This window comes from Acinetobacter sp. Tr-809, from assembly GCF_011753255.1.
Lineage (GTDB): Bacteria > Pseudomonadota > Gammaproteobacteria > Pseudomonadales > Moraxellaceae > Acinetobacter.
On record NZ_VWVZ01000003.1, the window covers coordinates 154,719 to 181,060 of the forward strand.

Sequence of the window (26,342 nt, forward strand, 5' to 3'; positions counted from 1 at the left end):
CGGTTTTTTCGTTTTGGTGTAAAGTGAATAAGATGAAGAAAGATATGGTTCCACACCATATAAAAGATAAGAAAGTGAGTAAAAGATGAGTTATTTTGGTACTGATGGAATTCGCGGAAAATTTGGACAAATGCCTATTACCCCAGAGTTCGCATTAAAACTTGGCTTTGCTGCAGGGAAAGTATTAAAAAGAAATAGTCTTAAAAATAAACCGATTGTAGTGTTGGGGAAAGATACACGTTTGTCTGGTTATATTTTAGAAGCAGCATTGCAAGCAGGTTTGAATGCTGCGGGTGTTTATGTCCATTTATTGGGCCCACTCCCAACACCTGCAATTGCGCATTTAACTCGCGCACTACACGCACACGCAGGGATCGTGATTTCAGCATCACATAACCCTTATTTTGATAACGGTATTAAATTCTTCTCGAGTGAAGGCAAAAAACTTCCAGATGTATTACAAGACCAGATCAATCAGGAACTGGAAAAAGAGTTGCTGATTGATGACACCGCAAATCTAGGTAAGAGTGTGCGTGTTAAAGATGCCAATGGTCGTTATATCGAATTTTGTAAATCGACGTTCCCGTATCATTTTGACTTACGTAATTTAAAAATCGTAGTGGATTGTGCGAATGGTGCAGCCTATAGCGTAGGTCCATCGGTGTTCCGTGAGCTTGGTGCTAAAGTCATCCCATTATTTAATGAGCCTGATGGTTTAAACATCAATGAGAACTGTGGTTCAACCCACCCAGAACAATTACAGAAGGCGGTGTTGGAACATCAAGCTGATGTGGGGATTGCCTTCGACGGTGATGCTGACCGTGTGGTGATGGTGGATAGAAATGGTCAATTGATTGATGGTGACCATATCTTGTATATCCTTGCAACTCAGGCAAAACATAAGCCAGAGGGCGTGGTGGGCACAGTCATGAGTAATATGGCACTTGAGTTGGCTTTACAAAAAGCTGAGGTTGGCTTTGTTCGTGCCAAAGTCGGTGACCGTTATGTATTACAAGCCCTAGAAGAAAAGAATTGGGTCACAGGTGGTGAGCCGTCAGGTCATATTCTGACTTTGGATAAGAGTACAACGGGTGATGCAATTATCGCAGCGTTACAAGTGCTTACGGTGATGGTTGAACAAGGCAAAGCCTTACATGAGTTGGTGGACGGCTTTGTATTATTCCCTCAAGTGTTGGTCAATGTTCGCTTGCAACATATGATCGACCCTTATTCGATTCCTGCCTTGGTTGCAGAATTTGAAAAAGCGGAACAGCAACTAAAAGGCCGAGGTCGTTTATTGATTCGTAAATCAGGCACAGAACCTGTGATTCGTGTCATGGTGGAAGGTGATCAGCAGCAAGAAGTTGAGGCTTTGGCCAATCATTTGGCGGATGCAGTACGCGCTCAAGCCCAAGCTGCTTAAGGGGGGAGCCATCATGAGTGATGTGATTAAAGATCTCAGTGAGCTGCGTTTGAGCTATGAGCAGGGTGAATTACATGAAGCCCAAATCAGTGCTGAGCCGCATATACAGTTTCTGAATTGGTTTAATCATGCATTAGCTGCCAATTTACATGAACCCTATGCGATGTCATTAGCGACAGCAAATACTCAAGGACGTCCGCACGTTCGTACAGTATTATTACGTGGTGCGACAGAAGCTGGCTATGATTTCTATACCAATTATGACAGCCAAAAAGGCTTGGACTTAGCAGAAAACCATTATGCTGAGCTGCTGTTTTACTGGCCAAGTTTAGAGCGTCAGGTGCGTATTGGTGGTAAGGTCATCAAGATTTCTGAACAAGAATCGACAGATTACTACCATAAACGTCCGCGTGATAGTCAGATTGCTGCACATATCAGTACCCCGCAAAGTGGTGCCATAGAAAGCCGTGAGTTATTGCAACAACGCTTTCAAGCGCTACAAAGCCAAGCTCAAGCAGAACTGGATAAGCCTGAATTTTGGGGCGGTTATCGCTTAGAAGCTGATTATTATGAGTTCTGGCAGGGGCGACCAAATCGCTTGCATGACCGTTTAAGTTATGAAAAGCAAAATGGTCTTTGGACTATCCAACGTTTGATGCCATAAATGATCCAGATCCAAATTCAAAAAAGACCATTGCTGACACGCCCTGAACAGTTTCAGGGCGTGCCTGCTTTTATTGCTGAAATTCTAGCAAGGCGTGGTGTACAGTCTAAACAAGAGCTGGAGTTAAAACTCAAGCACTTGCTATCTCCAGAACTTAAGGGATTGGAGCAGGCAGTTACTTTGATTGATCAAGCAATTGATCAGCAAAAACAGATTGTGATTGTCGGTGATTATGATGCCGATGGTGCGACCAGTACCGCTTTAATGGTTCTTGTTCTGCAAGATATGGGAGCCAGAGTTGAATATCTGGTGCCTGATCGTTTTAAGTATGGTTATGGGCTTACTCCTGCTATTGCTGAATTGGCAAAACAAAGTTATCAGCCAGATCTTTTAATCACTGTGGATAATGGTATATCGAGCCATGCAGGTGTGGATACTGCCCAAACTTTAGGTATGCAGGTGATCATTACCGATCATCATTTAACCACCAAGCCGACACCTAGTGCGGAGGCAGTAGTCAATCCGAATCAACTCGGCTGTGAGTTCTCAAGTAAAGCTTTGGCTGGGGTTGGGGTGGCTTTTTATGTATTGGCGAAATTGGCCAGTTCACGCAGCCAGCAAGGCAAAAGCAGCAGTAAAGTGACCCAGTATCTCGACTTGGTCGCATTGGGCACTTATGCCGATGTCGCCAGTTTGGATTATAACAACCGTATCTTGATTGATGCTGGATTAAAGCGGATTCAGCAACATCAATGTCGTGCGGGTATTTTAGCCTTGTTGGATATTGCAGGACGTAATGCAGCCAGTTTGCGTGCACAAGATTTAGGCTTTGTCGTTGGTCCTCGAATCAATGCGGCTGGTCGAATGGAAAGTATGCGGATCGGAATTGAGTGTTTACTCGCTGCCGATATGCAAACAGCCTATCCAATTGCACAGCAGTTGAATCAGCTAAATACCGAACGTCGTCAAGTTGAAACTGAAATGAAGCAGCAAGCGTTAAGTGCTTTGCAACATATTCAGTTTGAAAAAGAGCATTTACCTGCAGCGCTGGTGATGTTTGATGAACAATGGCATCAAGGTGTGATTGGTATTGTGGCTGGACGTTTAAAGGAGCAATTTCATCGTCCAAGTTTAGTTTTTGCTCCTGATGAAGATGGGATTCATATTAAAGGTTCAGCAAGGTCGATTGATGGTATTCATATCCGCGATACTATTGAGCAGGTTGCAGAACAATATCCTCATTTGGTCAGTCATTTCGGTGGGCATGCCGCTGCCGCGGGCTTAACCCTGAAAAAAGAAAATTTTGATGCATTCAAAATCGCTTTCACTCAAGCTATTGCCGAAATGGATGATGATTTATTCACAGCAACTTTATGGACTGATGGCGAGCTCGGCGATGCGGATTTACATTTAGGGACGCTGGATTGGATTGAGCAACTTGGGCCTTGGGGACAGAAGTTTCCACTGCCTCAATTTGAGGGACGATTCAAAGTGATCGATTATCGTTGGCTTAAAGAGCAACATCTAAAACTTAAATTGGCGGTCGGGTCACATTCCATAGATGCGATTGCATTTAATGCGATGGGCCGTTTTGAATTTAATCCAATGCTGGGTTATGTGGATTTAGTCTATACCTTGGAGCGGAATGTGTTTAATGGCAACACCAGTCTACAATTGCAAATCGCTTATTTAAAGCAATAAAAAATCCGCTCTGATGAGCGGATTTTTTATTGCTGATTAGCAATTAGAAACGGTATGCGCCACGAATACCATAGGTATTGTAGTCATCACCGAAGCCTACACGGCCTTCTAAGCTCACTTGTCGATTAAGGAATTTCTTCGCAGAAATACCCCATTCATCACGGTTAGTTAAGTCATTGTTGTAATAATCTGCACCAACACTTAATGTTTTATCAAGGTAGTAATCGCCTTTTACGCGGTATTCATCAAGATCACCAAAGGCACCATATGCTTCTAGGTTAATGTCATTGCCACCAACCTGAGTTACGTATTTAGCACGAACAGTTGGATCTGCACCATCTTTACCATTTTTCTCATCGTAACCTTTAACACCTAATGCAAGTAATAAACCTGGTGCTGGTAAATAACCAATTTCAGCACCATATGTTGTCACTTTTTGATCTACAGGTGTCTTGTCGACTTCAAATTCATTACGGCCAATATTACCACTTAAATAGAAATCACTGTTGGGTACGAAGTATTCTACACCTACGCCATATTGTGAATCTTTTACACCATTATTATTAGCGTAATTTACTTTTGCGTTAACATTACTCGCACGATTTAAGAATGCTGCTTCTGCAAGAGGTGCATTACGTGTTTGTACTGGATTAAAGTAATATTTACCATCTACACCAAAACTATGAGTTCCATCAAAATCATCCCAATCAGTATAAGTGTATGCACCACCGACTTCAGCTTGATAAGCATGAGCAGTGCCTGTTACTGCAATTGCAGATAATAGTGCTGATGCGATTGCTAATTTTTTCATGGTTATGCCCCTTTTGAGATAATGAACCAAATGAATGTTGATTACATGTTTTGTTACAACTTCCAGTCTAGTTGAAATAATAAGTGCGTCAATCGTAAGAACGTAATTGGAGTGTACGAATGTAATTGACTTGTAATTTTGACATTTTATCTAATTGATATCATTTAATAAAAAATCAATGTTTTGATTTATTAAAACTTAGGAGAGATTGTGTGTTTTAGTGTGATTAGTCTAATTTTTGCACAATAGGCTGATCAAAATCAGCACCATGAAATATTTCAAAGATAAAATAAATTTATTTATAAAACTAATTTTAATAAAGCAATGTATTGAAAATGACATGGCTGTGTCGACTAAAGCAGTTATGTTAAAATAGTGGATTAAGTGAAAAAATAGTGTGAGAACAGACGCGTGGAAATTAATCCGTATTTAATCCAATTGAAAGACTTATCTGATCGTAGCCAAACACTACGGGGGTATCTTTGACTACGATCTAAAAGCTGAGCGTTTAGAAGAAGTTTTAAGAGAATTAGAAGACCCTGCGATTTGGAATGATCAAAGCCGTGCTCAGGCCATCGCAAAAGAAAAGGGCAGTTTAGAAAACACATTAGGTGTATTTGATCGTCTTGCTGAACAGTTAGACGATGCAAAAGCCATGCTTGACCTTGCGGTTGAAGCGGATGATGAAAGTTTATTGTTGGATGTTCAAGCCGAATTAGACAGTGCTGAACAGGCCTTAGGCAATCTTGAATTCCGCCGTATGTTCAGTAATCCGATGGATCCAAATCCATGCTTCCTTGAAATTCAATCTGGTTCAGGCGGTACAGAAGCGCAAGACTGGGCTTCGATGTTATTGCGTATGTATCTACGTTGGATCGAACGTCATGGCTTTAAAGCTGAATTGATGGAAGTGTCAGACGGTGATGTCGCTGGAATTAAATCAGCAACCATCCGTGTGGATGGTGAATTTGCCTATGGTTGGTTACGTACCGAAAGTGGTGTACACCGTTTAGTGCGAAAGTCTCCATTTGACAGTAATAACAACCGTCATACTTCATTCTCAGCCGTGTTTATCTCGCCTGAGATTGATGACAATATTGAGATTGATATCAATCCATCCGATGTCCGTACCGATACTTACCGTGCTTCGGGTGCGGGTGGTCAGCACATTAACAAAACCGATTCTGCAGTTCGTTTAACTCACGCACCGACAGGAATTGTGGTGGCGTGTCAGAACCAACGTTCACAGCATGCCAACCGTGACCATGCGTGGAAGCAATTACGTGCCAAACTTTATGAACTCGAAATGAGTAAACGTAATGAAGCAGCTCAAGCTTTAGAAGACTCGAAGTCAGATATCGGTTGGGGAAGTCAGATTCGCTCGTATGTACTAGACGATTCACGCATTAAAGACCTGCGTACTGGTGTGGAAAATTCCAATACCAAAGCAGTATTAGATGGTGACTTGGATAAGTTCATCGAAGCAAGTTTGAAACAAGGTTTATAAGTTTTAATCCAATTAAAACGGCAATCTCGTTCAGCATCTGCCAGTTAATCGAAAAAATAAGATATTAATATCGAAAAAAATGGATATTAATATTTAAAAAGTTCGATATACTGAGTTGAGGTGCTGAACAAAGCGTTGCTGCTTGAGAAACGTGGTGAGTCTATGGATATTGATGTTATAAGCAAAGCCTTAGCCAATCCATTACGTCGACAGATTTTGCAATGGCTAAAAGAGCCTGAGCAATTTCTACCCGTTGAGCAATGTGGTGGTAGTTTCGAACGTGGTGTATGTGCAGGGCACATCGAGCGTTTAGGAAAAGTTGCACAATCGACCATGTCGAATCATTTGTCTGTACTACAACAGGCAGGTTTGATTAAGGTTGAGAAATATGGGCAGTGGTCTTATTTCACGCGCAATGAAGCTTTGATTCAGCAATATATCGAACATTTAAAACAAGCACTTTAAATCGAAGAAGTGTAAGTTGAGGCGATCATGGCTGAACTAAATTCTACTTTGCAAGTAGGTGATTTCACGATTAAAAACCGCTTGGTTTTAGCTCCTTTAACAAGAGCGCGTAGTGGTGCACAGCGTATTCCAAACGATTTGATGGTGGAATATTACCAACAACGTGCCAATGCTGGCCTTATTATTACCGAAGCAACGGTGATTAGTCCAAAAGCAGCGGGATATGCCAATACGCCAGGTTTGTGGTCACAAGAACAAGCGCAGGCATGGCATAAAATTGTTGAAGCCGTACACGCACAAGGTTCAAAAATTGTGGTTCAGCTGTGGCATGTCGGTCGTATTTCACATCCAGACTTATTGGATGGTGATACACCTGTGGCGCCAAGTGCCATTCAACCTGCGGGTGAAGTGAGCTTACTTCGTCCAAAGCGTCCTTTTGTGACACCACGTGCCTTATCACATGAAGAAATTCAAGAAATCGTTGCGCAATATAAAAATGCAGCAGAACAGGCAAAAGCTGCTGGTTTTGATGGTGTGGAATTACACGCAGCCAATGGTTACCTGATTGATCAATTCCTGCAAAGTAGCACTAATCATCGCGATGATGAATACGGTGGTGCAATTGAAAACCGTGCGCGTTTATTACTACAAGTTGTCGATACCTTCATCGAAGTATGGGGCGCTGGTCGAGTGGGTGTACATCTTGCTCCACGCGGTGATTCGCATGATATGGGCGATGAAAATCCATTAGCAACTTTTGGTTATGTGGTTGAGCAATTAGATCAACGCAATATTGGTTTTATTTTCACGCGTGAATATGAAGCTGAGAATAGTGTGTTACCAAAATTACGCCCGAAATTTAAAGGTGTGTGGATTGCCAATGAAGGTTTAACTGCGGATTCTGCGAAACGTATTTTGGCAACAGGCCAAGCGGATGCAGTCTCATTCGGTAAGCAATATATTGCGAATCCAGATTTATTTGAACGTTTGCAACATGATTTACCTTTAAATCCACTTCAACCACAAACCTTATATGGTGATGGTGCTGAAGGTTATACAGATTATCCTGCCTTTGAGCAGTTAGAAGCTTAATCTGTTTTAAAACTTAAAAAAATGACTCATGTGATTTACCAAAATTGCATGAGTTTTTGTTTTAAATTCCGCATAATGAGCAGGAATCACATTGTAAATTATGGTCTCGGATGGCGCAGAATACAGCAGCACAGCAAACACCGTTTTGGTATAACGTTCTATTGGCCTGTATCAAGCCATTGTACCGCTGGAAAATAAAACAACGGGCTGAAAGTGATGCGCTGTTTCAACAGGAATGTATTGAGCGTTTTGGGCCGTTCCAGTCACCTAAAAATTTGGGGACAATTTGGTTCCATGCGGTATCTGTTGGTGAAACCAACGCGGCTCAACCGTTAATAGAACATTATTTAAAATTAGGTCATCCAGTTTTAGTGACCAATACTACCAAGACGGGGCAAGCACGGGCAAAATCACTGTTTTTAAAAACCCCTTATCTCGATTTATTTCAGGCGGTCTATTTGCCTGTCGATCAAAAAGCATTATTAAAACAATTTTTTAATCTGTATCAACCCAAACTGTTGGCATTGGTTGAAACAGAGATCTGGCCAAATCTTATTGCTCAAGCACAACAGCAACAGATTCCCTGTATTTTATTGAATGCGCGTTTGTCAGAGAAATCAGCCAAAGGCTATGGCAAAGTTCGCCGTTTAACTCAACCCATGCTGCAACAACTCACTTGGCTATTGGCACAAGATGTGGCAACCCAGCAGCGTTATGTCGCTTTAGGTCTTGATCAAGCCAAAAGTCAGGTAGTTGGTAATATTAAATTTGATATTGCTGCACCAGAGCACTTTGTAGTGCAAGCGCAGCAACTCAGACAAGCTTGGCACTTGGGGGATCGTCAGATCATCACTTTGGCCAGTACACATGCACCCGAAGAACAAAGTTTACTGAAACAATTGCAGCCGCATTTAAATTCAAATCCGAATTTACTCTGTATTGTGGTGCCGCGTCATCCTGAACGTTTTGATGAAGTATACCAAGTCTGTCAAAGTTTAAATTTAAAAACCCAACGCCGTAGTCTGCAACAACCTATTCAAGCGGATACCCAAGTATTTCTTGCTGATAGTATGGGGGAAATGTGGTTATGGTACGCCTTGAGCCAAGCCTGTTTTGTTGGTGGGTCATTGAATGAGCCAGGTGGTGGGCATAATATTTTAGAGCCGATGGTCTTGAATGTGCCCACCGTCATTGGTCCACGTTATTTCAATTTTCAAACCATTGTGGATGAGTTTGTGGCTCAGCAAGGGATTCTGATTGGAGAGGATGCACCAGAGGTGGGGCAGCAGTTATTAGCCTGCCTAGGGGATAATGCACAGACTCAGCAATTGGTTCAACAGGCTCAGCGGGTTCTGCAAGCAAATAAAGGCTCATTACAGCAGCATATTCAGTGTCTTGATCACTATTTACAGCAAACAGCATTGTCATGAATATTGTTTTACTTGAAACCGAACAGTGTAGTTCGGTGGATGCATGGCAGATTAGCCAGCCGAGACAATTACAGCATTTAGCTCAGCACTTACAGCTCAATGTTGGTGATACCTTAAAAGTTGGGATTCGTGCAGGTCAGCGATACTTAACGAAGGTGGTCGCTATCAGCGAAGAATGTATTACTGTTCGTCCCATTCAAACAGAAGCAGTTCCTGCAAAGCTTCCCGTACACCTGATTCTTGCATTGCCACGTCCTAAAGTATTGCGTCGTATCATCATGGATGCGGTGACCTTGGGTGTGGAGCGGATTAGCTTGATTCATAGTTATCGGGTCGATAAAAGCTATTGGCAAACACCGTTTTTACAGCAACTCAATGATTATATAACTTTGGGTTTAGAACAGGCGGGCGATACCATAGCACCTGAAATCCAACTCTATAAACGTTTTAAACCTTTTGTTGAAGATGTTCTACCGACGTTAATCAGCGCAGAACAGCCTGCTTATGTGGCGCATCCTTATGCTGAGCAGCCAATGCCGTATGCAGTTCAACAGCCTTGTAGTGTGATTATTGGGCCAGAAGGAGGATTTATTCCTTATGAGATCGATCTACTCATAAAAAACGGCTGCCAAGCAATGAGCTTAGGCAACCGAATTTTGCGAACTGAAACAGCTGTATCGAATATTTTAGGGCGATTATTTGTCTAAAGCATTGCTCTGTTCAGATTGATCACCACGATAGACTTTGACTTCCTGTACTGGGTAAGGAATTGAAATGCCTTTCTCATCAAAAGCAGTGACGACCAGTTCTTGAATCTCACTGATAGATGCTGAAGTGGTCGTTTCAGTGGTATTGACCCACCAGCGTACCGTTAAATTAATCGAGAAATCTGCCAGTGCAGTGACATTGACCGAGAAGCCTGGTTGACTCAGCACATTCAAATTGCGATCCAGAATATCGAGAATAATCTTCTTGGCTTTTTGCATGTCATCTTCATAGCCAATCCCGACCACAAACTCGCAACGACGGCGTTGATAGGCATTATTAACCGTAACAGCACTGGTGTAGACCGTCGCATTGGGAATCACAATACGGCGGCCATCTGGTGAGCGTAAGAAGGTTGCTCGGATTTGAATATCTTCGACGTTTCCTTCTAAGCCATTGACGACAATATCATCACCGATACGGAAAGGTTCACTGATCAAAATCAGAATCCCTGACAGTAAGTTTTGAAAAATATCTTTGAAAGCAAAACCGATCGCAACGGAACCGATACCGAGCGCACCAATCAATTGACTTGGTGTGAAGCCCGGAATAGCGATCACCAGCGCGATCAAGAAGCCAAAGAAGATAATAAAGGTACTACCGACCCGATTGAGCACCAATACTAGGTTTTGGCGGGTATAGCTGCGATTTTCTAAAGTCTTACGAATAAAGAGTTTAAACAACTTAGTGAGTAACCAAAAGATAATGAATACCGTGATTGCGATACCAATATAGGGAATACGCTCCCAAAAGCTGTCCATGATTTTATCAATCGTGGTATAGGCATCGTGGTACTTTTCAGTATGGGCCAAAACCGTTTCAGTGGTCTTGGTGCTGGCTTGATGAATCAGCGCACCTGTATCTTTTGCCACTTCAGTCAATGTTGTTTGTTCATTTGCCACAGCAAGATCTCTATTTCGCAAAGGAAGGAATAAATAAGGGTAGCAATCATAATGAATTTATTGCCAACACGCATGCAAAATTCAGTTTTTACTTCCCATGATGATCAAATCAATTCGCTGAATGCGGTCGATTAAAAATATTCGGTCGTATTTTGAATGATCTGAGTTGGTGCATCCCATACATCTGGGCTGGCAAAATAATATGCAAAAACAAAGACACCAAACATCATGAATAGACTAAACAGAATCATGATCCAAGCGAGTATTTTTTCCCATGCGCTGGATGGACGAACATCACCATAATCATTGCGATGCGGTGTTCCAGGTGCCAATAAGGCATATAAAGTAAATAAAAATTGCAGCACAGGAACCAAGAGCAGTAAACATAGCCAACCTGTTTTATTCAGGTCATGCAGGCGACGAATGAGAAATACGATTTGGAAATAAAATGCGACTAACCACAGTGCGATCAGAGCAAAGATGGTAATACCTGAAAATGTAGAAAAGAAAGTCTCATCGACATGACTGAGACTAAAAAGACCAGCGAAGGCAAAAATACCGAAAAAAGCAGCCATGCATATGAAGCTGAGTAAACCATACCAAGCGATGTAGCTGAGGCGGTTGAAGCGACCAGTTGGGGAGAGTGGATAGTCACTCGTTGGCTGCACTTGAGCAGTTGTTGCGGGATCAAACATAGAGCGTTCCTATTTTTTTGCTTATTAAATCTTTTGTGGTCTTGGCAATGATCAAAATAATCACTTATTTTAAAAACAAAAAGCATAGACAAGCAGTTCAAATTTAAATTATTTTGAGTAAATTTTTGAAAATAAATTGATCGTAAAAGCGTCGGCTTTGCTATTTTAGCCTATAACTTAGTCAAGGTCGAAAGATTAAAAGCCCTGACATTTCTACGACCAAAGCCGCATTGTTTGCGCTTGTAAATGGTGTCAATACTGCAAGTGAGAACAAAACATACCCGTGTAATAGATGAGAACATCTAAGGTATGAGATAAAAAACCAAGGAAGTGAGCTATGAAAGAAATCTACCCAGTGCCTGATAAATTCAAAGAAACGGCAAGAATCTCTGAAGCAGACTATTTCAAACGTTACCAGCATTCGATTGAGCAACCAGAAGCATTTTGGGCAGAGGAAGCCAACAAGATTGAATGGATCAAACCATTTACACAGGTCAAAAATACCAGTTTTAATCAAGACAATTTCAAAATCGAATGGTTTGCCGATGGTGAGCTGAATGTCTCAGCCAATTGCTTAGATCGTCATCTTAAAGATAATCCATTAAAGCCTGCCATTATTTGGGAAGGTGACCACCCTTCACGTCATAAAATCATCTCATTTTCTGAACTGCATGACGAAGTATGTCGTTTTGCCAATGTGTTAAAGAAGCAAGGCATTGGCAAAGGTGATCGTGTCGTACTGTATATGCCTATGGTGCCTGAAGCAGCGATTGCCATGTTGGCCTGCGCGCGTATTGGTGCAGTGCATTGTGTGGTGTTTGGTGGTTTTTCACCAGACTCCTTGGCCAGTCGTATTGAAGATTGTCAAGCAAAGCTAGTGATTACTGCAGATGCTGGCATGCGTGGTGGAAAGTTATTGCCACTGAAAGAAAACGTCGATGCAGCTTTAGAAATTGATGGCACCAGTAGCGTTGAAAACGTCATCGTGGTGCATCGCACGGGTAATCCAATTCAGTTTAATGCACCACGCGATGTTTGGTATCACCTTGCCATCATGGAGGTAGACGAACACTGCCCACCAGAACCAATGAAAGCAGAAGACCCTTTATTCATTTTGTACACCTCGGGTTCAACAGGGAAACCGAAAGGTGTATTGCATACAACAGGCGGTTATCTGGTTTATGTCAACACCTCTTTTAGAGAAGTCTTCGATCTACGTGAAGATGATGTGTATTGGTGTACCGCAGATGTGGGCTGGATTACAGGCCATAGTTATTTACTCTATGGTCCACTGAGTAATGCCACTACCACGGTGATGTTTGAGGGGATTCCACAATATCCAACATGGGCGCGTATTGGTCATGTGATCGATAAGCATAACGTCACCATTCTATATACGGCACCGACTGCGATTCGCGCCATGATGCGTGAAGGTGATGCTTATGTACGTGAAAGTAACCGCAGTAGCTTACGATTACTCGGTTCGGTGGGTGAGCCGATCAATCCAGAAGCGTGGAATTGGTATCATGAAGTGGTCGGTGAAGGCCGTTGCCCAATTGTCGATACATGGTGGCAAACAGAGACAGGTGGCATTTTAATTTCACCATTGCCGGGTGCAACAGCCTTAAAACCAGGGTCTGCAACACGTCCATTCTTTGGGGTACAGCCAGCACTAGTGGATGGAGAGGGTAATGAGCTAGAGGGAGCAACCGAAGGTAATCTAGTAATTAAGGATTCCTGGCCGGGTCAAATGCGAACCATTTGGGGTGATCCACAACGGTTTATCGAGGCTTATTTCTCGACCTTTAAAAATTACTATTTCACAGGTGATGGCGCACGTCGTGATGCGGATGGCTACTATTGGATCACGGGACGTGTCGATGATGTACTCAACGTATCGGGGCATCGCTTAGGTACGGCCGAGATTGAAAGCGCCTTAGTTTCGCATGTAGCAGTTGCAGAGGCTGCTGTGGTGGGTATGCCGCATGATATTAAAGGACAGGGGATTTGTACTTTTGTCACTTTACAAGCCGATGTGGCTGAATCTGAGGAGCTACGTAAAGAGCTGGTGAATTGGGTACGTAAAGTACTTGGTCCTGTGGCAACCCCAGATGCACTGCATTGGGCACCTGCTTTGCCCAAAACCCGTTCAGGTAAAATCATGCGCCGTATCTTGAGAAAGATTGCTGCCAATGAACTTGATACGCTTGGTGATACTTCAACACTGGCAGAACCCGCTGTGGTTGATCATTTGATTGCTACGGTTTATCCAAACCGATAAACCCGATTTAAATGTGAAAAGAGCGTTCGATTGAACGCTCTTTTTTTATCAGCATTAGAATTCTTGCATAAGTCATTTTTTAAGTAGTATTGAGTTCGCAATGAAAGTTCCCTCTCCTTTTTAAAGGAGAGGGCTAGGGAGAGGATTTATATGAAGAATTTTCCTCATCCTCTTGCGGACTTGCAGCCCTCATCCCAAAGGGAGATGGGACTTTCAAAACTAATTTTTTACCAATGATTGATCATTTTTTGACTTTTGAAAGAACTCCATTATTTAATGGTTTCCTAAAAAATCTGCAGTGTTTTGTACAGTGGCGAAGAAACCCAGTGCAGATAAGAACGCCGTTTGAACATCTGCTGCTTTGACGCTTTTACCTTCATGTTCGAGATCACGAGTTGCAGTGGCATCCGCGATCACGATGGGTTGGTAGCCAAGTTCTTTGGCTGCACGTGTCCCTGAGTCAATACAGACATGGGTCATCATACCTGTGATCACTAACTGTTCAACTTGATGCTGTTCAAGGATGGCTTGAAGATTGGTTTCTAGAAAGCTATTGGGGAAATGCTTTTCGACAATCAATGATTGATCGGTGATTTTCAGTTGCGGGTGTAATTCAACACCGATGGTATTTTCCTGAAAAAAACTGGCTGAGGCAGGATTAATATGCTGAATATAAATAATCGGTAAATTATTTTGAATAAAATGAGCTTCTAATTGGTTGGTTTTCGCCAGAGCGAGGTCTGGATTGACCAATTCCATCTTGCCATTTTTAAAATAATCGTTTTGAACATCAATAATCAGTAAGGCTTGTTTCATCATTTTTACTTCCAGCATTAAGATAAAACAAGAGTAGGGCGAAATTGAGAAATCGGCTATATTCAAATGAAAGCATTGTTGCTGGTTTTCTTTCGTAATGAAAAATGAATATTGAACTTGATCCCATCGACTTAAAAATTATTAAACTGCTGAAACAAGACTCACGTTTAAGCCATAAAGAAATTGGACAACGGGTACATCGTACTGGGCAGGCGGTGGGTGCTCGTATTGCACAGTTAATGGATGCAGGCATTATCAAAAATTACACCATCGCGATAAAATATGAACATCAACAATTCATCCAATTGTTTATGAATGATCAGCAAGCTTTTATTGAGGTTGAGCGTTTGGTCAAACAATATGAGCAAGTGGATGAGTGTTTTAAAATTCTCGGCAATGCCTGCTATATGATTGTTAGTCACTTTAATCCGCCACAATTAAATGAATTCATTGAGCAGCTGTCGCAGTGGTGCCGTTATTCGGTTGAAACTGTCATGCGAGAAATTGAGACCCGTTAAAATAAAAAAGCCCCAAGCCGAGCCTTGGGGAGTATTTGCCATTTCTTTTGTTTTTCTTCTTATTTAATGCTGAAAACTACGCCGATTTTGCTGCGAGAAGCTGCTCCTGTTGTTGTTCAAGTTGACGGACGAGGGGTAGAACTTTTTCTCCAAAATATTCAACTTCCTCAATAAAATGCAGAAAACCTGAAAGCACCAGATCAACCCCCACATTTTTTAGGGCTACAATCCGTTCCGCAATTTGCTGTGGTGTGCCAATCAGATTGGTTTTAAAGCCATCGTTATATTGCACCAAATCATCAAAGGTCGATTTTGCCCAGTTGCCTTCACGCTCAGGGGCTGCTGCACCTGCTTCACGAGTCGCATCACCGAAGGCATTCACTGCTTCGACGTTGGCTTGAGCAATGATTTCATTCAATACTGCTTTGGCTTCTTCCTCAGTATCACGTGCGATAATAAAAGCATTGACTCCAATCTTGACTTGTCGGTTGGCTAACTTTGCTTTGCTGCGGACATCATCGACCTGCTTTTTGATTTCTTCAACGCTATTGCCGTTGGTGAAATACCAGTCTGATACACGAGCTGCCATATCACGTGCGGCACGGGAACTACCGCCTTGAAACACTTCGATATACGGTTTTTGCAAAGGTTTGGGTTTAAGTGTGTAATTCTGGAATTGGTAGTATTTACCATCAAAACTGTAATTATCAGTCGTCCAAATACCTTTGAGGGTACGAATAAATTCTTCTGAGCGAACATAACGTTCATCATGCTCAGGCCAAGGTTCGCCAATCGCATCAAATTCACCACGGAACCAGCCGCTGACCACATTAATCGCAATGCGCCCTTGGGTGAGGTAGTCAATGGTTGCTAGCTGTTTAGCCGCAAGTACAGGTTTCCAAGGGCCAGGTAGGATCGCTGCAATCACTTTGAGTTTTTCGGTCTTTGCCAATAAAGCATGGCTGAAACTCACTGATTCATGTTGGTTTTCTGCGCCATAGCCAGCGGTAAAACGGATTTGTGTGAGGGCATATTCAAAGCCGCTTCGTTCCGCTGCTTGTGCTAAGCGCACATTGTAGTCATAGCTCCAGTCAGTACGTTGTTCAATGTTGCTTACAACGAGACCGCCACTCACATTGGGAACCCAGTAGGCAAATTTAATTGCGGATGCTGTTGTTGTCATCGTTGTATCCTCCATAACAGATATGGTTTATGCGACGTGGGTTAAATTCTTGGTTGACTTCGGGTGCAAGCGAGATTCAGCTGCATCCAGATTCGGTACAGCCGCAGATGGTAAGACTTCTGCCTGTTCGATTTGTTTGTTGATGCCGAGATTCTGATTCGCTTGCTCAGTTTTAGTCTTGATGGCCGCTGCACGTTGGCCTTTGGCTGGTGCCCATTCTAAAATTGGTAAGGCACGTGCCACAGCGAGGGTGACGCGATCAGACAATTGTTCGCTTTTAACCGTATATTCAGGGGTGAAATCACGATCAGTGGCATAGACCCCAATCGGTAATGTTTGTGCTTGGAAGAAACTGAATAAAGGGCGTAATTGATGTTCTAATACCAGTGCATGACGGTCACTGCCACCTGAAGCGGCAAGTAAGACCGGTACATCAACCAAAGCTGTTTGCTCAACAAAGTCGAAGAAATGCTTAAATAAACCAGTAAACGAAGCACGATAAACAGGGGTGCCCACAATCAATGCATCTGCGGCTTCAACTGCAGCCAAATCATCTTGTACGCGTTGAGGCAGTTGATTACGATAAATTGCACCACCCAATAAAGGTCCAATTTCGCTGAGTTTGACGAAATGTACTTTAATATTAATTGCTTCTGAAAGTTCATCCAGAATCGCCTGCACCAAACTTTCTGTTTTTGATGGGCTATTTAAACCACCAGATACTGCAACAATATTAAGGGGAGTTGAGAGGGTATTGTGATTGGACATAATAACGGCCTAAAAGATCATTTCGAATTGCTATTTATTTATCTACACCGCATGCCAAGCTGTAAAATAAGGAAATGCTGCAAGCTTATCTTTTTTAAAGATATGTCGATAAATCACAATAAATATCAAATTTTAGGTTGTTAATTTTCTGTTTCTATTCAATATTTTTTAATCTGTTTGATGCAAAGATGGTTTTAATCAAGTTATATCAATATTTGATTTATTTTGCGGGAAAAGGAAATAAATCATGTCTTGTGCTTGACCTAGCCTTGAATTGAAAATAGGCTTAAGCGGATTGAATTTAAATAAACATCGTACAGTGACGTACTTGCAGATAGCTTAAGCGCTTATGAATATTTTAATTGTAGACGACCATCCTTTATTTAGACATGCTTTGATTCAAGCGGTTCGTTATAGTTTGCCTCAGGCGCAGATCCAAGAGACTGCAGATGTAGATGAATTCTATGCACGTTTAGAGCATGGTGCAGAGCCTGATCTAGTCTTACTGGATTTAAATCTTCCTGGTGCATCGGGTTTCTCCGCCTTGGTGTATGTCCGTGCACAATATCCCGCGATCCCGATTATTGTGGTTTCGGCACATGAAGAAGTTTCGATTATTCAGCGTGCGATTGCGCATGGTGCAATGGGTTATATTCCGAAATCTTCCCATCCAAGTCATATTGGGGAAGCCATTAAGCATGTTTTAGAAGGTGAGATTTGGTTACCACCAAACTTACCTACCCATGCAGGCTTTGATCCTCGTGCGGCAGATGAAACTGCTTTAGCTGAACGTTTACAATCACTCACGCCACAGCAGTTCCGTGTATTGATGATGGTAGCGGAAGGTTTATTGAATAAACAAATTGCTTATGAACTAGAAGTCTCTGAGGCCACGATCAAAGCGCATGTCACCGCAATTTTCCGCAAGTTGGGCGTACAAAATCGTACCCAAGCGGTATTGGCAATTAGTGCTTTAAATATTGAAGATAAAAAGATGTAAGAGATTGAATGACAAATTCGATTTTTAATTTTATTGAAGATCAGAAAACAAAAAACCAGTTCATAGGAACTGGTTTTTTGTTATGAATGAGATGTTCTATGTAGAACCCAAATTCAATATTAGAAACGGAACTTCGCGTTTAAGCCGATAGTTTGCGTATCTAAGTCAGCATTAACTGCATTTGCGTTAACGTAGCTAGCACCTACAGCAACAGCTGGAGTGATGAAGTAATTTACGTTTGCGCCCCAAGCTGAATCAGGAGTGTTAGCATAGCTAGATTCAGCGTAAGAAGCACCAACGCTTAATTTTGGAGTTAAATAAAGGTCAGTTTTTAATTCGTAAGCAGTGTCATCACCGTAAACAAGACCAGCTTCGAAGCCTACAGCCATGTTTGTACCGTCAATTTGACCTACGTATTTAGTACGTGCAGTTACTGCATCCTGATCTTCACCGATAGTTTTTGCTTCAACTACAGATTTTGCAATACCGCGTGCAAGAACACTGTTTGCATCTAAAGCAAATTGATCAGCAATGTTAGTATAACCAACAGCAACTAAGAAGTTAGGAGTAAGCATAGTACCGACTTCTAATGCGAAACGGTCACCGTTGTCTTTTTTGCCATCAGTTTTAGTTTGAGAATGGCTATAAGAAGCGCTTGTGTATACTGGTAGGTAAGGTGTTGGAAGGTAAGCTTCACCTTTAGCACCAATAGATTCATTCTTTTTAGTGATGGTTTCGTCACCACTTTCTTTAGCGAAGCTATAAGCAACAGATACATTAGATGCTTGGTTTAAGAATGCAGCTTCAGCTAAAGGACCTTTAGAAGAATCTACATTTTTAAAGTAGTAAGTACCTTGAGCAGCACCAGTAAAATCTTTGTCATTCTGTTTAGTATCTAAAAATTCAGATTGACCTTGAACTTCTACTTGGTATGCGTGAGCACCGGTCATGGCTAAAACTAAAGCAGTGGCTAAACCGAGTTTTTTCATAATGATTTCCAGCTTTAAAACAATAAAGAGTAAAGTTGGAGCCATTGTATTGTAACAAAGTATGAAGTCAATGTAATAAATTTGGGCTTCCGATAAACGAACAAATGCTGAACAGACTGTGTGTGAAAAGTGAGCGATTGGAAAAAATATTGTCAACCTTTTATAAAATATATATCTAACAAATAGATATGTTTATTTTTTAACGAGATAAGGGGGCTTATAGCGATCACATCAATAAATATTTTAATTGGTTTGTTCGATCGTTTTGATCGTTTTTTTCGTTTATTGAGTTCTTATTTCTGTCATAAATCCGCGTTCAAAAGTGTGAGTTAAAATAATATTCCGTAATTTTTCTGCGATAGACTTTGCAAAATTATGATATTCATTCTCAGTTAATATAAACTAAAAATCATGTAAAAATCGCATCTTTAATGAGCAATTAGCAAAATCGATTGTAACGATAAACCCGATCTATTTAATCAACTTTACTTTTTGAGAGCTAATTCACATAATACAAAGCAAGGGATATCTAATTTGCATTTAAATATCTCATAACATTTTCTTTGACGTATTTTGATGTTTTTACATCACTGTTTTACTAGCTCGGCTTTCCCCAAGGTCGAGCTTTTTTTTATCTTTTTTCTCAGTTTTAGATGAAATAACACTACAGAAGACATGTAATAAAAGCCTTATAGTGGCTGTTTATTCTACTTTTCCACCTTTTATGCTCATGTCGAAAAAACTAAAAATGCTCACTTTATCTATTTCAATGATGTTGGGCTTACCCTTGATGGCTTGTCAAAATTTAAGTCAACAAAAGCAGCAAACCATGACACAAAAAAGTGAACAGCAGCAGATTGCGAGCCTATTCCAAAATGCTCAAACCAGTGGTGTTTTGGTGATATATGATGGAAAGAAAATTCAAAAATATGGCAATGATGTACATCGTGCAGATCAGCGTTATATCCCAGCCTCGACCTTTAAAATACTCAATGCATTAATTGGCATACAACATCATAAAACTATGCCAAATGAAGTCTTTAAATGGGATGGACAGAAACGCACATTCAGTAGTTGGGAAAAAGACCTCACATTAGCTGAGGCGATGCAGGCATCGGCTGTACCTGTTTATCAAGAACTGGCACGACGTATTGGTCTCGAGCTGATGACTCGTGAAGTGAAGCGAGTGGGCTATGGTAATAAAAATATAGGAACTCAAGTCGATAACTTCTGGTTAGTAGGTCCACTAAAAATTACTCCTGTAGAAGAAGTACGCTTTGCCTATGCATTGGCAAAGCAAAAGCTACCATTTGATCAGTCAACTCAGCAACAAGTGAAAGACATGTTATTGGTGGATGAAGTTCATGGAACCAAGCTCTATGCTAAAAGTGGTTGGGGAATGGATGTTAGTCCGCAAGTGGGGTGGTGGACAGGTTGGGTTGAACAGCCGAATGGCAAGATCACCGCATTTTCACTGAATATGCAAATGAGCCAACCTCAACATGCCGATGCACGTAAAGCGATTGTGTATCAAGCTTTACAACAATTGGGAATACTAAGTTAATAACTGAGTATAAAAAAGGCCCAGCTTTAGGGAAAGCTGGGCTGAGAAAGGATGTTTAACTTGGGGGAGAAAACATCCTAGAGGGTTACTGGTTTAAATTCTGCAATCTATCTATGCTTCAATTATGTTCTCTGGAGCGTAATTTGTGAAATTGATAATTTTTATTCTTAGGATAGGGTTATTCGATTAATAGCTAGATGGAATATTCAAAAAAAACTTTATCTGAAAAGTAGATGATATTGATTTTAATGGAAAAGGTATGTTTTAACGACTTCCTCATGCTAATTCATATTTTCATATGAATCATTAGCTCGACTTGTATCTATGTCTGAGGAATCAGGATAATGAATGTCTCAGATGAATGTTTCTTAGTTTATTTATCAATGATGAGTCGAGATGATTAAACTAAATGATAAGGTTGAAAAATATAAAGAAAAATAAACTAACGAAGAGTGCTTAGCTTGTTAAAAATTATGAATCAAAATGTAGGGAATGAATCGAATTATATATGGAGGCAACCGATTTGAAAGATATTTGTTATTCATAAATCGTATAAGGATAATATTATTATGAATATTAGTTCTAAGGTGATTGAAACTAAATCTATTCAAAAAATATCTTAATTTCAGTCTTTTATAGGGGTTGTGGTTTTTTGAAAAGCTATATTATTCAATGTATTACCTAGAAATATGAGTGTTTTTAAATAAAAATCATTCTCGATAAATGTATTAAATGATGAATTCTCCGTCCCATAATGACAATAAAGATTAATGTAACCAAAAAACTTAGTTAATGCATGGTCGTGCTATTTGGAATTCGGGTAAAATTAAGTTCTGTTTAAAAATCAATTGAGATCATTTTTGAAAAGTACAAGGTGCCTGAATGGAGCGTGAATTAAAAAGCTCGAAATTACGTTCTGAGCAGATTAGCCGTCGCCTCTTTTTCTGTATGATAGTCATTATCTTTTCGATTTTTTATCTCTCCATCCCTTTAATTATTAATAGTTATCAAGAATATATAAAATCAGAGCAAACACTTACTGAAATTACCTGTCTTCGTACATTAGTCAAAACAGCCAATAAAATCTCCAGAGAACGGGCACCTTCCAATAAAGTAATGTCGAGTCAACCAGATGTGTTATTGGAAAATCAAAAAGAATTATTCGAGTATCGAAAGATTGTTGATGCAGAAATTGATAACACCATTGAAGTTTTAAAACAAAACGGTTTTAGGCTGATTGCTTATGAATTGGAAACAGATTTAAAAGTTAAACTGGCTGCAGCACGGGCCATCGTTGATGCATATGCCAGCACACCACATGCTGAGCGAACGTCGAAGCAATATGATCATGCGATTTTATCAATGTTTAGTGTTTGGGATGAAAGCCGAGAGTTCTTAACTTGGTTATTGGTTCGTTCTAATAGTAAGAACAGCAAGATGTCGAACTACTTTACCTCGATTCTGGTGCTCACAGATATGCGTGATCAGGCGGGTAGAGTCGCATCTAATGTTATGGCACCTGTGACATTTGGTGAAAAAATATCAGATGAAAATCGGGCACGATCATTACAGACACAGCATCAAGCGATCTATCTTTGGGAGTTAATTGATACGATTCAACCTGAACAGTCGAAGACGCTCGAATATGTAGATTTATATCGTCGTGTTAAAACAGAATTTTTAGATAAAGGATTACCTATCATTGCGCGCTTATTAGATGAAAGTAAAAATAATAAAGCGTATTTCCTGTCTGGGACACAATTGACAGAACGAATGGTGGGGAAATTTACTCCAGTAATGGATTTGCAAAACTATATTCTGGATTACAGCATTCGGGTTGCAGTGAATGAAAATAAATTCGCAAAGCGACAGTTTATTTTTACTTTACTTATTTCCAGCCTATCTTTACTGATTGCAATTTTCACCATGATTTATGCCAAGCGTAAGGTGTTCAGTCCCCTGATTCATGCCCGAGATATGATTTTACGTTTATCTGGAACTTCGGATGAATTTCCTTCTGGTAAAAATAATAAAGAAGAGTTTATCTCGCTGTTTGAAGCAATTGATAAATTAAAGGGAATGTTAAAGCAGCGCGACACCATGGAGTTGCAACTCAAGCAGATTGCAAATTCTGATGCGTTAACAGGAGTAGCAAACCGTTTAGCTCTAGATGAATATGTTCAGGTTCTTGAGTCAAAGCCCGAGGGACTGGCTCAGACTTGTGTGATTGCGATTGATATTGATAATTTTAAGTTTGTAAATGATAAGTATGGACATATTGTCGGTGATCAGGTGATTACCATGATTGCTGATCAGCTCAAGAATAATGTTCGTGCATCTGATTTGATTGTGCGTTATGGCGGTGATGAGTTCTTGGTGGTGATTGAGAATATTCAGATGACCGCTGCAAAAGTGGTGGCTGAGAGTATTCGTTCGGCAATTTTAAAAGAAAAAATCGTTATTCCGAATGCCATTGAACCGATTCAGGTTTCAGTCAGCATTGGTGTTGCGATTGGGGCGAATAGCTGGTTAGAGTTGTTAGAAAAAGCGGATCAGTCATTGTTAAAAGCGAAGGTGAAAGGGAAGAATATTGTAGAGACTTAAAGCTTGTGCGGAAGGTGTGATGCTTATTTTTCTTCAGGTATCTTTGATCATTGAATCAAAACAGGATTAAGTTTTTGTACTTAATCCTGCTAGAAAACTTTAATCTTTTATGCGGAGTATCATTTCAACAAAGGTTTTAAGAACTTCGCTGTATGTGAAATTTTAGATTTCACCACTTGCTCAGGTGTTCCTTCGGCAATGATTTGACCACCACCCGAACCACCTTCAGGACCTAGATCAATCACCCAATCGGCAGTCTTGATCACATCCAGATTATGCTCAATCACCACGATGGTATTACCCTTATTGCGTAGTTCGTACAAAATGTCGAGTAACTTGGCAATATCATGGAAATGCAGACCTGTAGTCGGTTCATCCAAGATATATAAGGTTCGACCTGTATCGCGTTTTGCCAACTCACGCGCCAGTTTTACTCGTTGCGCTTCACCACCTGAAAGGGTGGTTGCTGCTTGTCCTAAACGGATATAGCCAAGCCCGACTTGGGTCAAAGTATCTAAACGACGATGAATCACAGGAATAGCACTAAAGAACTCAGCGGCATCTTCAACCGTCATTTCCAATACATCAGAAATGTTTTTGCCTTTATAACCGACTTCTAAGGTTTCGCGGTTATAACGCTTGCCATGACAGGCATCGCATGGCACATACATATCAGGTAGGAAGTGCATCGCGACCTTGATCATGCCATCGCCTTCACAGGCTTCACAACGTCCACCTTTCACGTTAAACGAGAAACGGCCAGCACTATAACCACGCGCTTTGGCTTCAGGTGTTTGCGCAAACAATTCACGAATCGGTGTGAATAAACCTGTATAAGTTGCAGGGTTTGAACGTGGTGTACGGCCAATAGGACTTTGGTCAATATCAACCACTTTATCCAAATGCTGTAAGCCATCGATTGAATCAAACTTTTCCGCAGTCAGCGTGGTTGCACCATTTAGTTGAGTCGCAGCTAAAGGCAATAAGGTACGGTTAATCAGTGTTGATTTACCTGAACCTGAAACCCCTGTCACACAGGTCATAATGCCCAATGGAATAGTCAAATCCACATTCTGTAAGTTATGTCCGCTTGCACCAGACAATTTGATGACTTCATCTGGACGTGGCGATTGAGTACGCTGTTTCGGTACTTCAATCTTCAATTTACCTGACAGATATTGACCTGTGAGTGAGTCAGGATGATTGGCTAACTCATCATAAGTACCTTCAGCAATCACGGCACCGCCATGAATCCCAGCGCCTGGTCCGATATCAATAATATGGTCAGCAGCACGAATTGCATCTTCATCATGCTCAACTACCAGTACAGTATTGCCCAGATCACGTAAACGAATCAGGGTTTGCAATAGGCGATCATTATCACGTTGATGTAGACCGATTGATGGCTCATCCAGTACATACATCACGCCCATCAAGCCTGCACCGATTTGTGACGCCAGACGGATACGTTGTGCTTCACCCCCTGAAAGGGTTTCTGCGGAACGTGCCAAGCTGAGATAGTTCAGGCCAACGCTGACCAAGAAATGTAAACGTTCACGAATCTCTTTAAAGATTTTATCGGCGATTTCACCTTTAGCGCCTTCAAGATTCAGGTCTTGATAATAATTTTCCGCATCACCAATCGACATTTTAGTGATTTGGGCAATGGTCTTGTCTTTAACTCGCACATGACGAGAAATCTCATTCAGACGCGAACCACCACAAGCATCACAAGCTGCGTTAGACAGGTATTGGGCTAAATCATCACGTACATAATTGGATTCAGTCTCGCGGTAGCGACGTTCTAAATGCGGCAAAATCCCTTCAAAAGCTTGCACGCGGCTGTGTTTACGACCACGTTCATCAATATAACTCAGATCGATTTTCTCTTTGCCTGAGCCTTGTAAGAATTTTTTCTGGGTGTCTTTATCCAGTGTGTTCCACGGTTGATCGAGATCAATACTGAAATGATCAGCCACTTTTTGCAGCATGGTGTAGTAATACGGGCGCTGTCTGTCCCAACCACGAATTGCACCTTGGCTGATTGAAACTTCAGGATTTGGAATCAGTTTATCAGCACTGAAATGGCTGCGTGTCCCCAAGCCATCGCAGACAGGGCAGGCACCGAAGGGATTATTGAATGAGAATAGACGTGGTTCAAGTTCAGCTACGGCACGGTCACATTCAGGGCATGAGTGTTTTGCTGAAAAGACACGTTCAGGATGCTCACCGTTCATCCAAGATAATACTGCGATATCACCGCCTAAACGTAATGCGGTCTCAAATGATTCTGCGATACGGTTACCGAGATCGTCACGTACTTTAAAGCGATCGACCACCACTTCAATGGTGTGTTTTTTCTTTTTGTCCAGTTCAGGTGGGGTATCGATATCAATGATTTCACCATCGACACGGGCACGCACAAAACCTTGGCCTTGGAGTTGTTCAAACAACTGGGTGTATTCACCTTTACGCTCACGCACCACAGGTGCAAGCAACATCAGCGCTGTACCTTCTTCAAGCCCTTTTACCGCATCAACCATCTCTGAAATGGTTTGTGCCACCATCGGCAGATCATGTTCAGGGCAGTAAGGTGTACCCACGCGCGCGTAGAGCAAACGCAAATAGTCGTAAATTTCAGTAATGGTACCGACAGTTGAACGTGGGTTATGGCTGGTGGACTTTTGCTCAATTGCAATTGCAGGGGATAGACCTTCAATCGAATCGACTTCTGGTTTTTCCATTTGTGAAAGGAATTGACGTGCATAAGCCGAAAGCGATTCGACATAACGACGTTGACCTTCGGCATACAAGGTATCAAAAGCCAATGATGATTTACCTGAGCCAGAAAGTCCCGTAATCACCACAAACTTGTCACGTGGAATATCGAGTGACACATTTTTTAAATTATGGGTACGTGCGCCTCGAATACGGATATGACTTTGACTCATAAATACATCTCAATAAGCTGAATATGAAAACGTGTATATGATAGCGATTTAAAATCGTTCAAGTGGTATAAAAATAATTAAAACGACAAATTGTGACGGTTAATGAACTGGTTCACATTTATCTCACGCCAAGCGCCTAGTATTTTTAGCATTCAATGCCTCAGATTACCATGTAAAAATTGATCACTTATTAAAATACATAATTAACTAGAC

The 26,342-nt window shown here is 41.2% G+C and carries 21 protein-coding genes; 13 read left to right on the plus strand and 8 right to left on the minus strand.

What is annotated here, in order from left to right; all coding sequences use genetic code 11:
• The first annotated feature begins 85 nt into the window (after positions 1-85).
• From glmM to recJ, 3 genes are read left to right on the plus strand one after another with little or no spacing between them, the layout of a single operon-like run.
• Positions 86-1,423 carry a phosphoglucosamine mutase gene (glmM, locus tag F3J02_RS08100; protein WP_167248523.1) on the plus strand — a complete coding sequence of 446 codons (1,338 nt, stop codon included), beginning with the start codon at positions 86-88 and terminating at the stop codon, positions 1,421-1,423.
• Positions 1,424-1,436: 13 nt separating this feature from the next.
• Positions 1,437-2,087: a pyridoxamine 5'-phosphate oxidase gene (gene pdxH, locus F3J02_RS08105; RefSeq protein WP_167248524.1), complete on the plus strand. Its 651-nt coding sequence runs from the start codon at positions 1,437-1,439 to the stop codon at positions 2,085-2,087.
• Positions 2,088-3,788 carry a single-stranded-DNA-specific exonuclease RecJ gene (recJ, locus tag F3J02_RS08110; RefSeq protein ID WP_167248525.1) on the plus strand — a complete coding sequence of 567 codons (1,701 nt, stop codon included), beginning with the start codon at positions 2,088-2,090 and terminating at the stop codon, positions 3,786-3,788.
• 43 nt (positions 3,789-3,831) lie between these two features.
• On the opposite strand, the gene F3J02_RS08115 is transcribed toward recJ, so the two are convergent.
• On the minus strand, positions 3,832-4,599 hold the full coding sequence (locus F3J02_RS08115) for a putative porin (RefSeq protein WP_167248526.1): 768 nt from the start codon (positions 4,597-4,599) through the stop codon (positions 3,832-3,834).
• Between the two features lie 411 nt (positions 4,600-5,010).
• Between F3J02_RS08115 and prfB the strand changes: the two genes are divergently transcribed.
• The 5 genes from prfB to F3J02_RS08140 all read left to right on the plus strand — a co-directional run bounded on the left by prfB (position 5,011) and on the right by F3J02_RS08140 (position 9,800).
• Positions 5,011-6,106, plus strand: a protein-coding gene (gene prfB / locus F3J02_RS08120) for a peptide chain release factor 2 (protein ID WP_096089470.1) whose coding sequence is annotated in 2 segments (ribosomal slippage) — positions 5,011-5,082 and positions 5,084-6,106 — 1,095 coding nt in all. Because the reading frame shifts where the segments join, the coding sequence is not laid out codon by codon here.
• A gap of 162 nt (positions 6,107-6,268) precedes the next feature.
• Positions 6,269-6,571 carry an ArsR/SmtB family transcription factor gene (locus F3J02_RS08125; protein WP_010590065.1) on the plus strand — a complete coding sequence of 101 codons (303 nt, stop codon included), beginning with the start codon at positions 6,269-6,271 and terminating at the stop codon, positions 6,569-6,571.
• Between the two features lie 27 nt (positions 6,572-6,598).
• Entirely contained in the window at positions 6,599-7,663 is a 1,065-nt protein-coding gene (locus tag F3J02_RS08130; RefSeq protein WP_167248527.1) for an alkene reductase, read from the plus strand.
• 110 nt (positions 7,664-7,773) lie between these two features.
• Positions 7,774-9,093, plus strand: a complete 1,320-nt coding sequence (locus tag F3J02_RS08135) for a 3-deoxy-D-manno-octulosonic acid transferase (protein WP_167248528.1) — start codon at positions 7,774-7,776, stop codon at positions 9,091-9,093.
• Positions 9,090-9,800: a 16S rRNA (uracil(1498)-N(3))-methyltransferase gene (locus tag F3J02_RS08140; protein ID WP_167248529.1), complete on the plus strand. Its 711-nt coding sequence runs from the start codon at positions 9,090-9,092 to the stop codon at positions 9,798-9,800. The genes F3J02_RS08135 and F3J02_RS08140 overlap by 4 nt, the downstream gene beginning before the upstream one ends.
• On the opposite strand, the gene F3J02_RS08145 is transcribed toward F3J02_RS08140, so the two are convergent.
• Positions 9,789-10,760: a mechanosensitive ion channel family protein gene (locus tag F3J02_RS08145; RefSeq protein ID WP_167248530.1), complete on the minus strand. Its 972-nt coding sequence runs from the start codon at positions 10,758-10,760 to the stop codon at positions 9,789-9,791. The two genes, F3J02_RS08140 and F3J02_RS08145, sit on opposite strands and share 12 nt — an antisense overlap.
• A 131-nt stretch (positions 10,761-10,891) precedes the next feature.
• Entirely contained in the window at positions 10,892-11,455 is a 564-nt protein-coding gene (locus F3J02_RS08150; RefSeq protein ID WP_167248531.1) for a DUF805 domain-containing protein, read from the minus strand.
• Between the two features lie 337 nt (positions 11,456-11,792).
• Here F3J02_RS08150 and acs point away from each other — a divergent pair, with 337 nt between their 5' ends.
• A complete protein-coding gene (acs, locus tag F3J02_RS08155) occupies positions 11,793-13,736 on the plus strand; it encodes an acetate--CoA ligase (protein ID WP_167248532.1) in 1,944 nt (647 codons plus the stop codon).
• 273 nt (positions 13,737-14,009) lie between these two features.
• Here acs and F3J02_RS08160 read toward each other — a convergent pair whose 3' ends face one another.
• On the minus strand, positions 14,010-14,552 hold the full coding sequence (locus F3J02_RS08160; protein WP_167248789.1) for a cysteine hydrolase family protein: 543 nt from the start codon (positions 14,550-14,552) through the stop codon (positions 14,010-14,012).
• A 104-nt stretch (positions 14,553-14,656) separates the two neighbouring features.
• On the opposite strand from F3J02_RS08160, the gene F3J02_RS08165 reads away from it, so the two are divergent.
• Entirely contained in the window at positions 14,657-15,070 is a 414-nt protein-coding gene (locus F3J02_RS08165) for an Lrp/AsnC family transcriptional regulator (protein WP_167248533.1), read from the plus strand.
• A gap of 76 nt (positions 15,071-15,146) precedes the next feature.
• Here the strand turns inward: F3J02_RS08165 and sfnG are convergent, their stop codons facing one another.
• Positions 15,147-16,253, minus strand: coding sequence for a dimethylsulfone monooxygenase SfnG (sfnG, locus tag F3J02_RS08170; protein WP_167248534.1), 1,107 nt, complete (start codon positions 16,251-16,253; stop codon positions 15,147-15,149).
• A gap of 27 nt (positions 16,254-16,280) precedes the next feature.
• Positions 16,281-17,021: an FMN reductase gene (msuE, locus tag F3J02_RS08175; RefSeq protein WP_167248535.1), complete on the minus strand. Its 741-nt coding sequence runs from the start codon at positions 17,019-17,021 to the stop codon at positions 16,281-16,283.
• Between the two features lie 349 nt (positions 17,022-17,370).
• Between msuE and F3J02_RS08180 the strand changes: the two genes are divergently transcribed.
• Complete coding sequence (locus F3J02_RS08180; protein ID WP_004657203.1) at positions 17,371-18,021, plus strand: response regulator; 651 nt, start codon at positions 17,371-17,373, stop codon at positions 18,019-18,021.
• Between the two features lie 119 nt (positions 18,022-18,140).
• Here F3J02_RS08180 and omp33-36 read toward each other — a convergent pair whose 3' ends face one another.
• Positions 18,141-19,055 (minus strand): porin Omp33-36, encoded by a 915-nt coding sequence (omp33-36, locus tag F3J02_RS08185; RefSeq protein ID WP_266096167.1) that lies wholly within the window; start codon positions 19,053-19,055, stop codon positions 18,141-18,143.
• Positions 19,056-19,740: 685 nt separating this feature from the next.
• On the opposite strand from omp33-36, the gene blaOXA reads away from it, so the two are divergent.
• Positions 19,741-20,574, plus strand: coding sequence for an OXA-286 family carbapenem-hydrolyzing class D beta-lactamase (blaOXA, locus tag F3J02_RS08190; protein ID WP_266096168.1), 834 nt, complete (start codon positions 19,741-19,743; stop codon positions 20,572-20,574).
• A gap of 882 nt (positions 20,575-21,456) precedes the next feature.
• The gene (locus tag F3J02_RS08195) at positions 21,457-23,178 is read left to right on the plus strand and encodes a GGDEF domain-containing protein (RefSeq protein WP_167248536.1); all 1,722 of its coding nucleotides are present in this window, start codon (positions 21,457-21,459) and stop codon (positions 23,176-23,178) included.
• A gap of 119 nt (positions 23,179-23,297) precedes the next feature.
• On the opposite strand, the gene uvrA is transcribed toward F3J02_RS08195, so the two are convergent.
• Complete coding sequence (gene uvrA / locus F3J02_RS08200; protein WP_167248537.1) at positions 23,298-26,129, minus strand: excinuclease ABC subunit UvrA; 2,832 nt, start codon at positions 26,127-26,129, stop codon at positions 23,298-23,300.
• Positions 26,130-26,342: the final 213 nt, after the last annotated feature.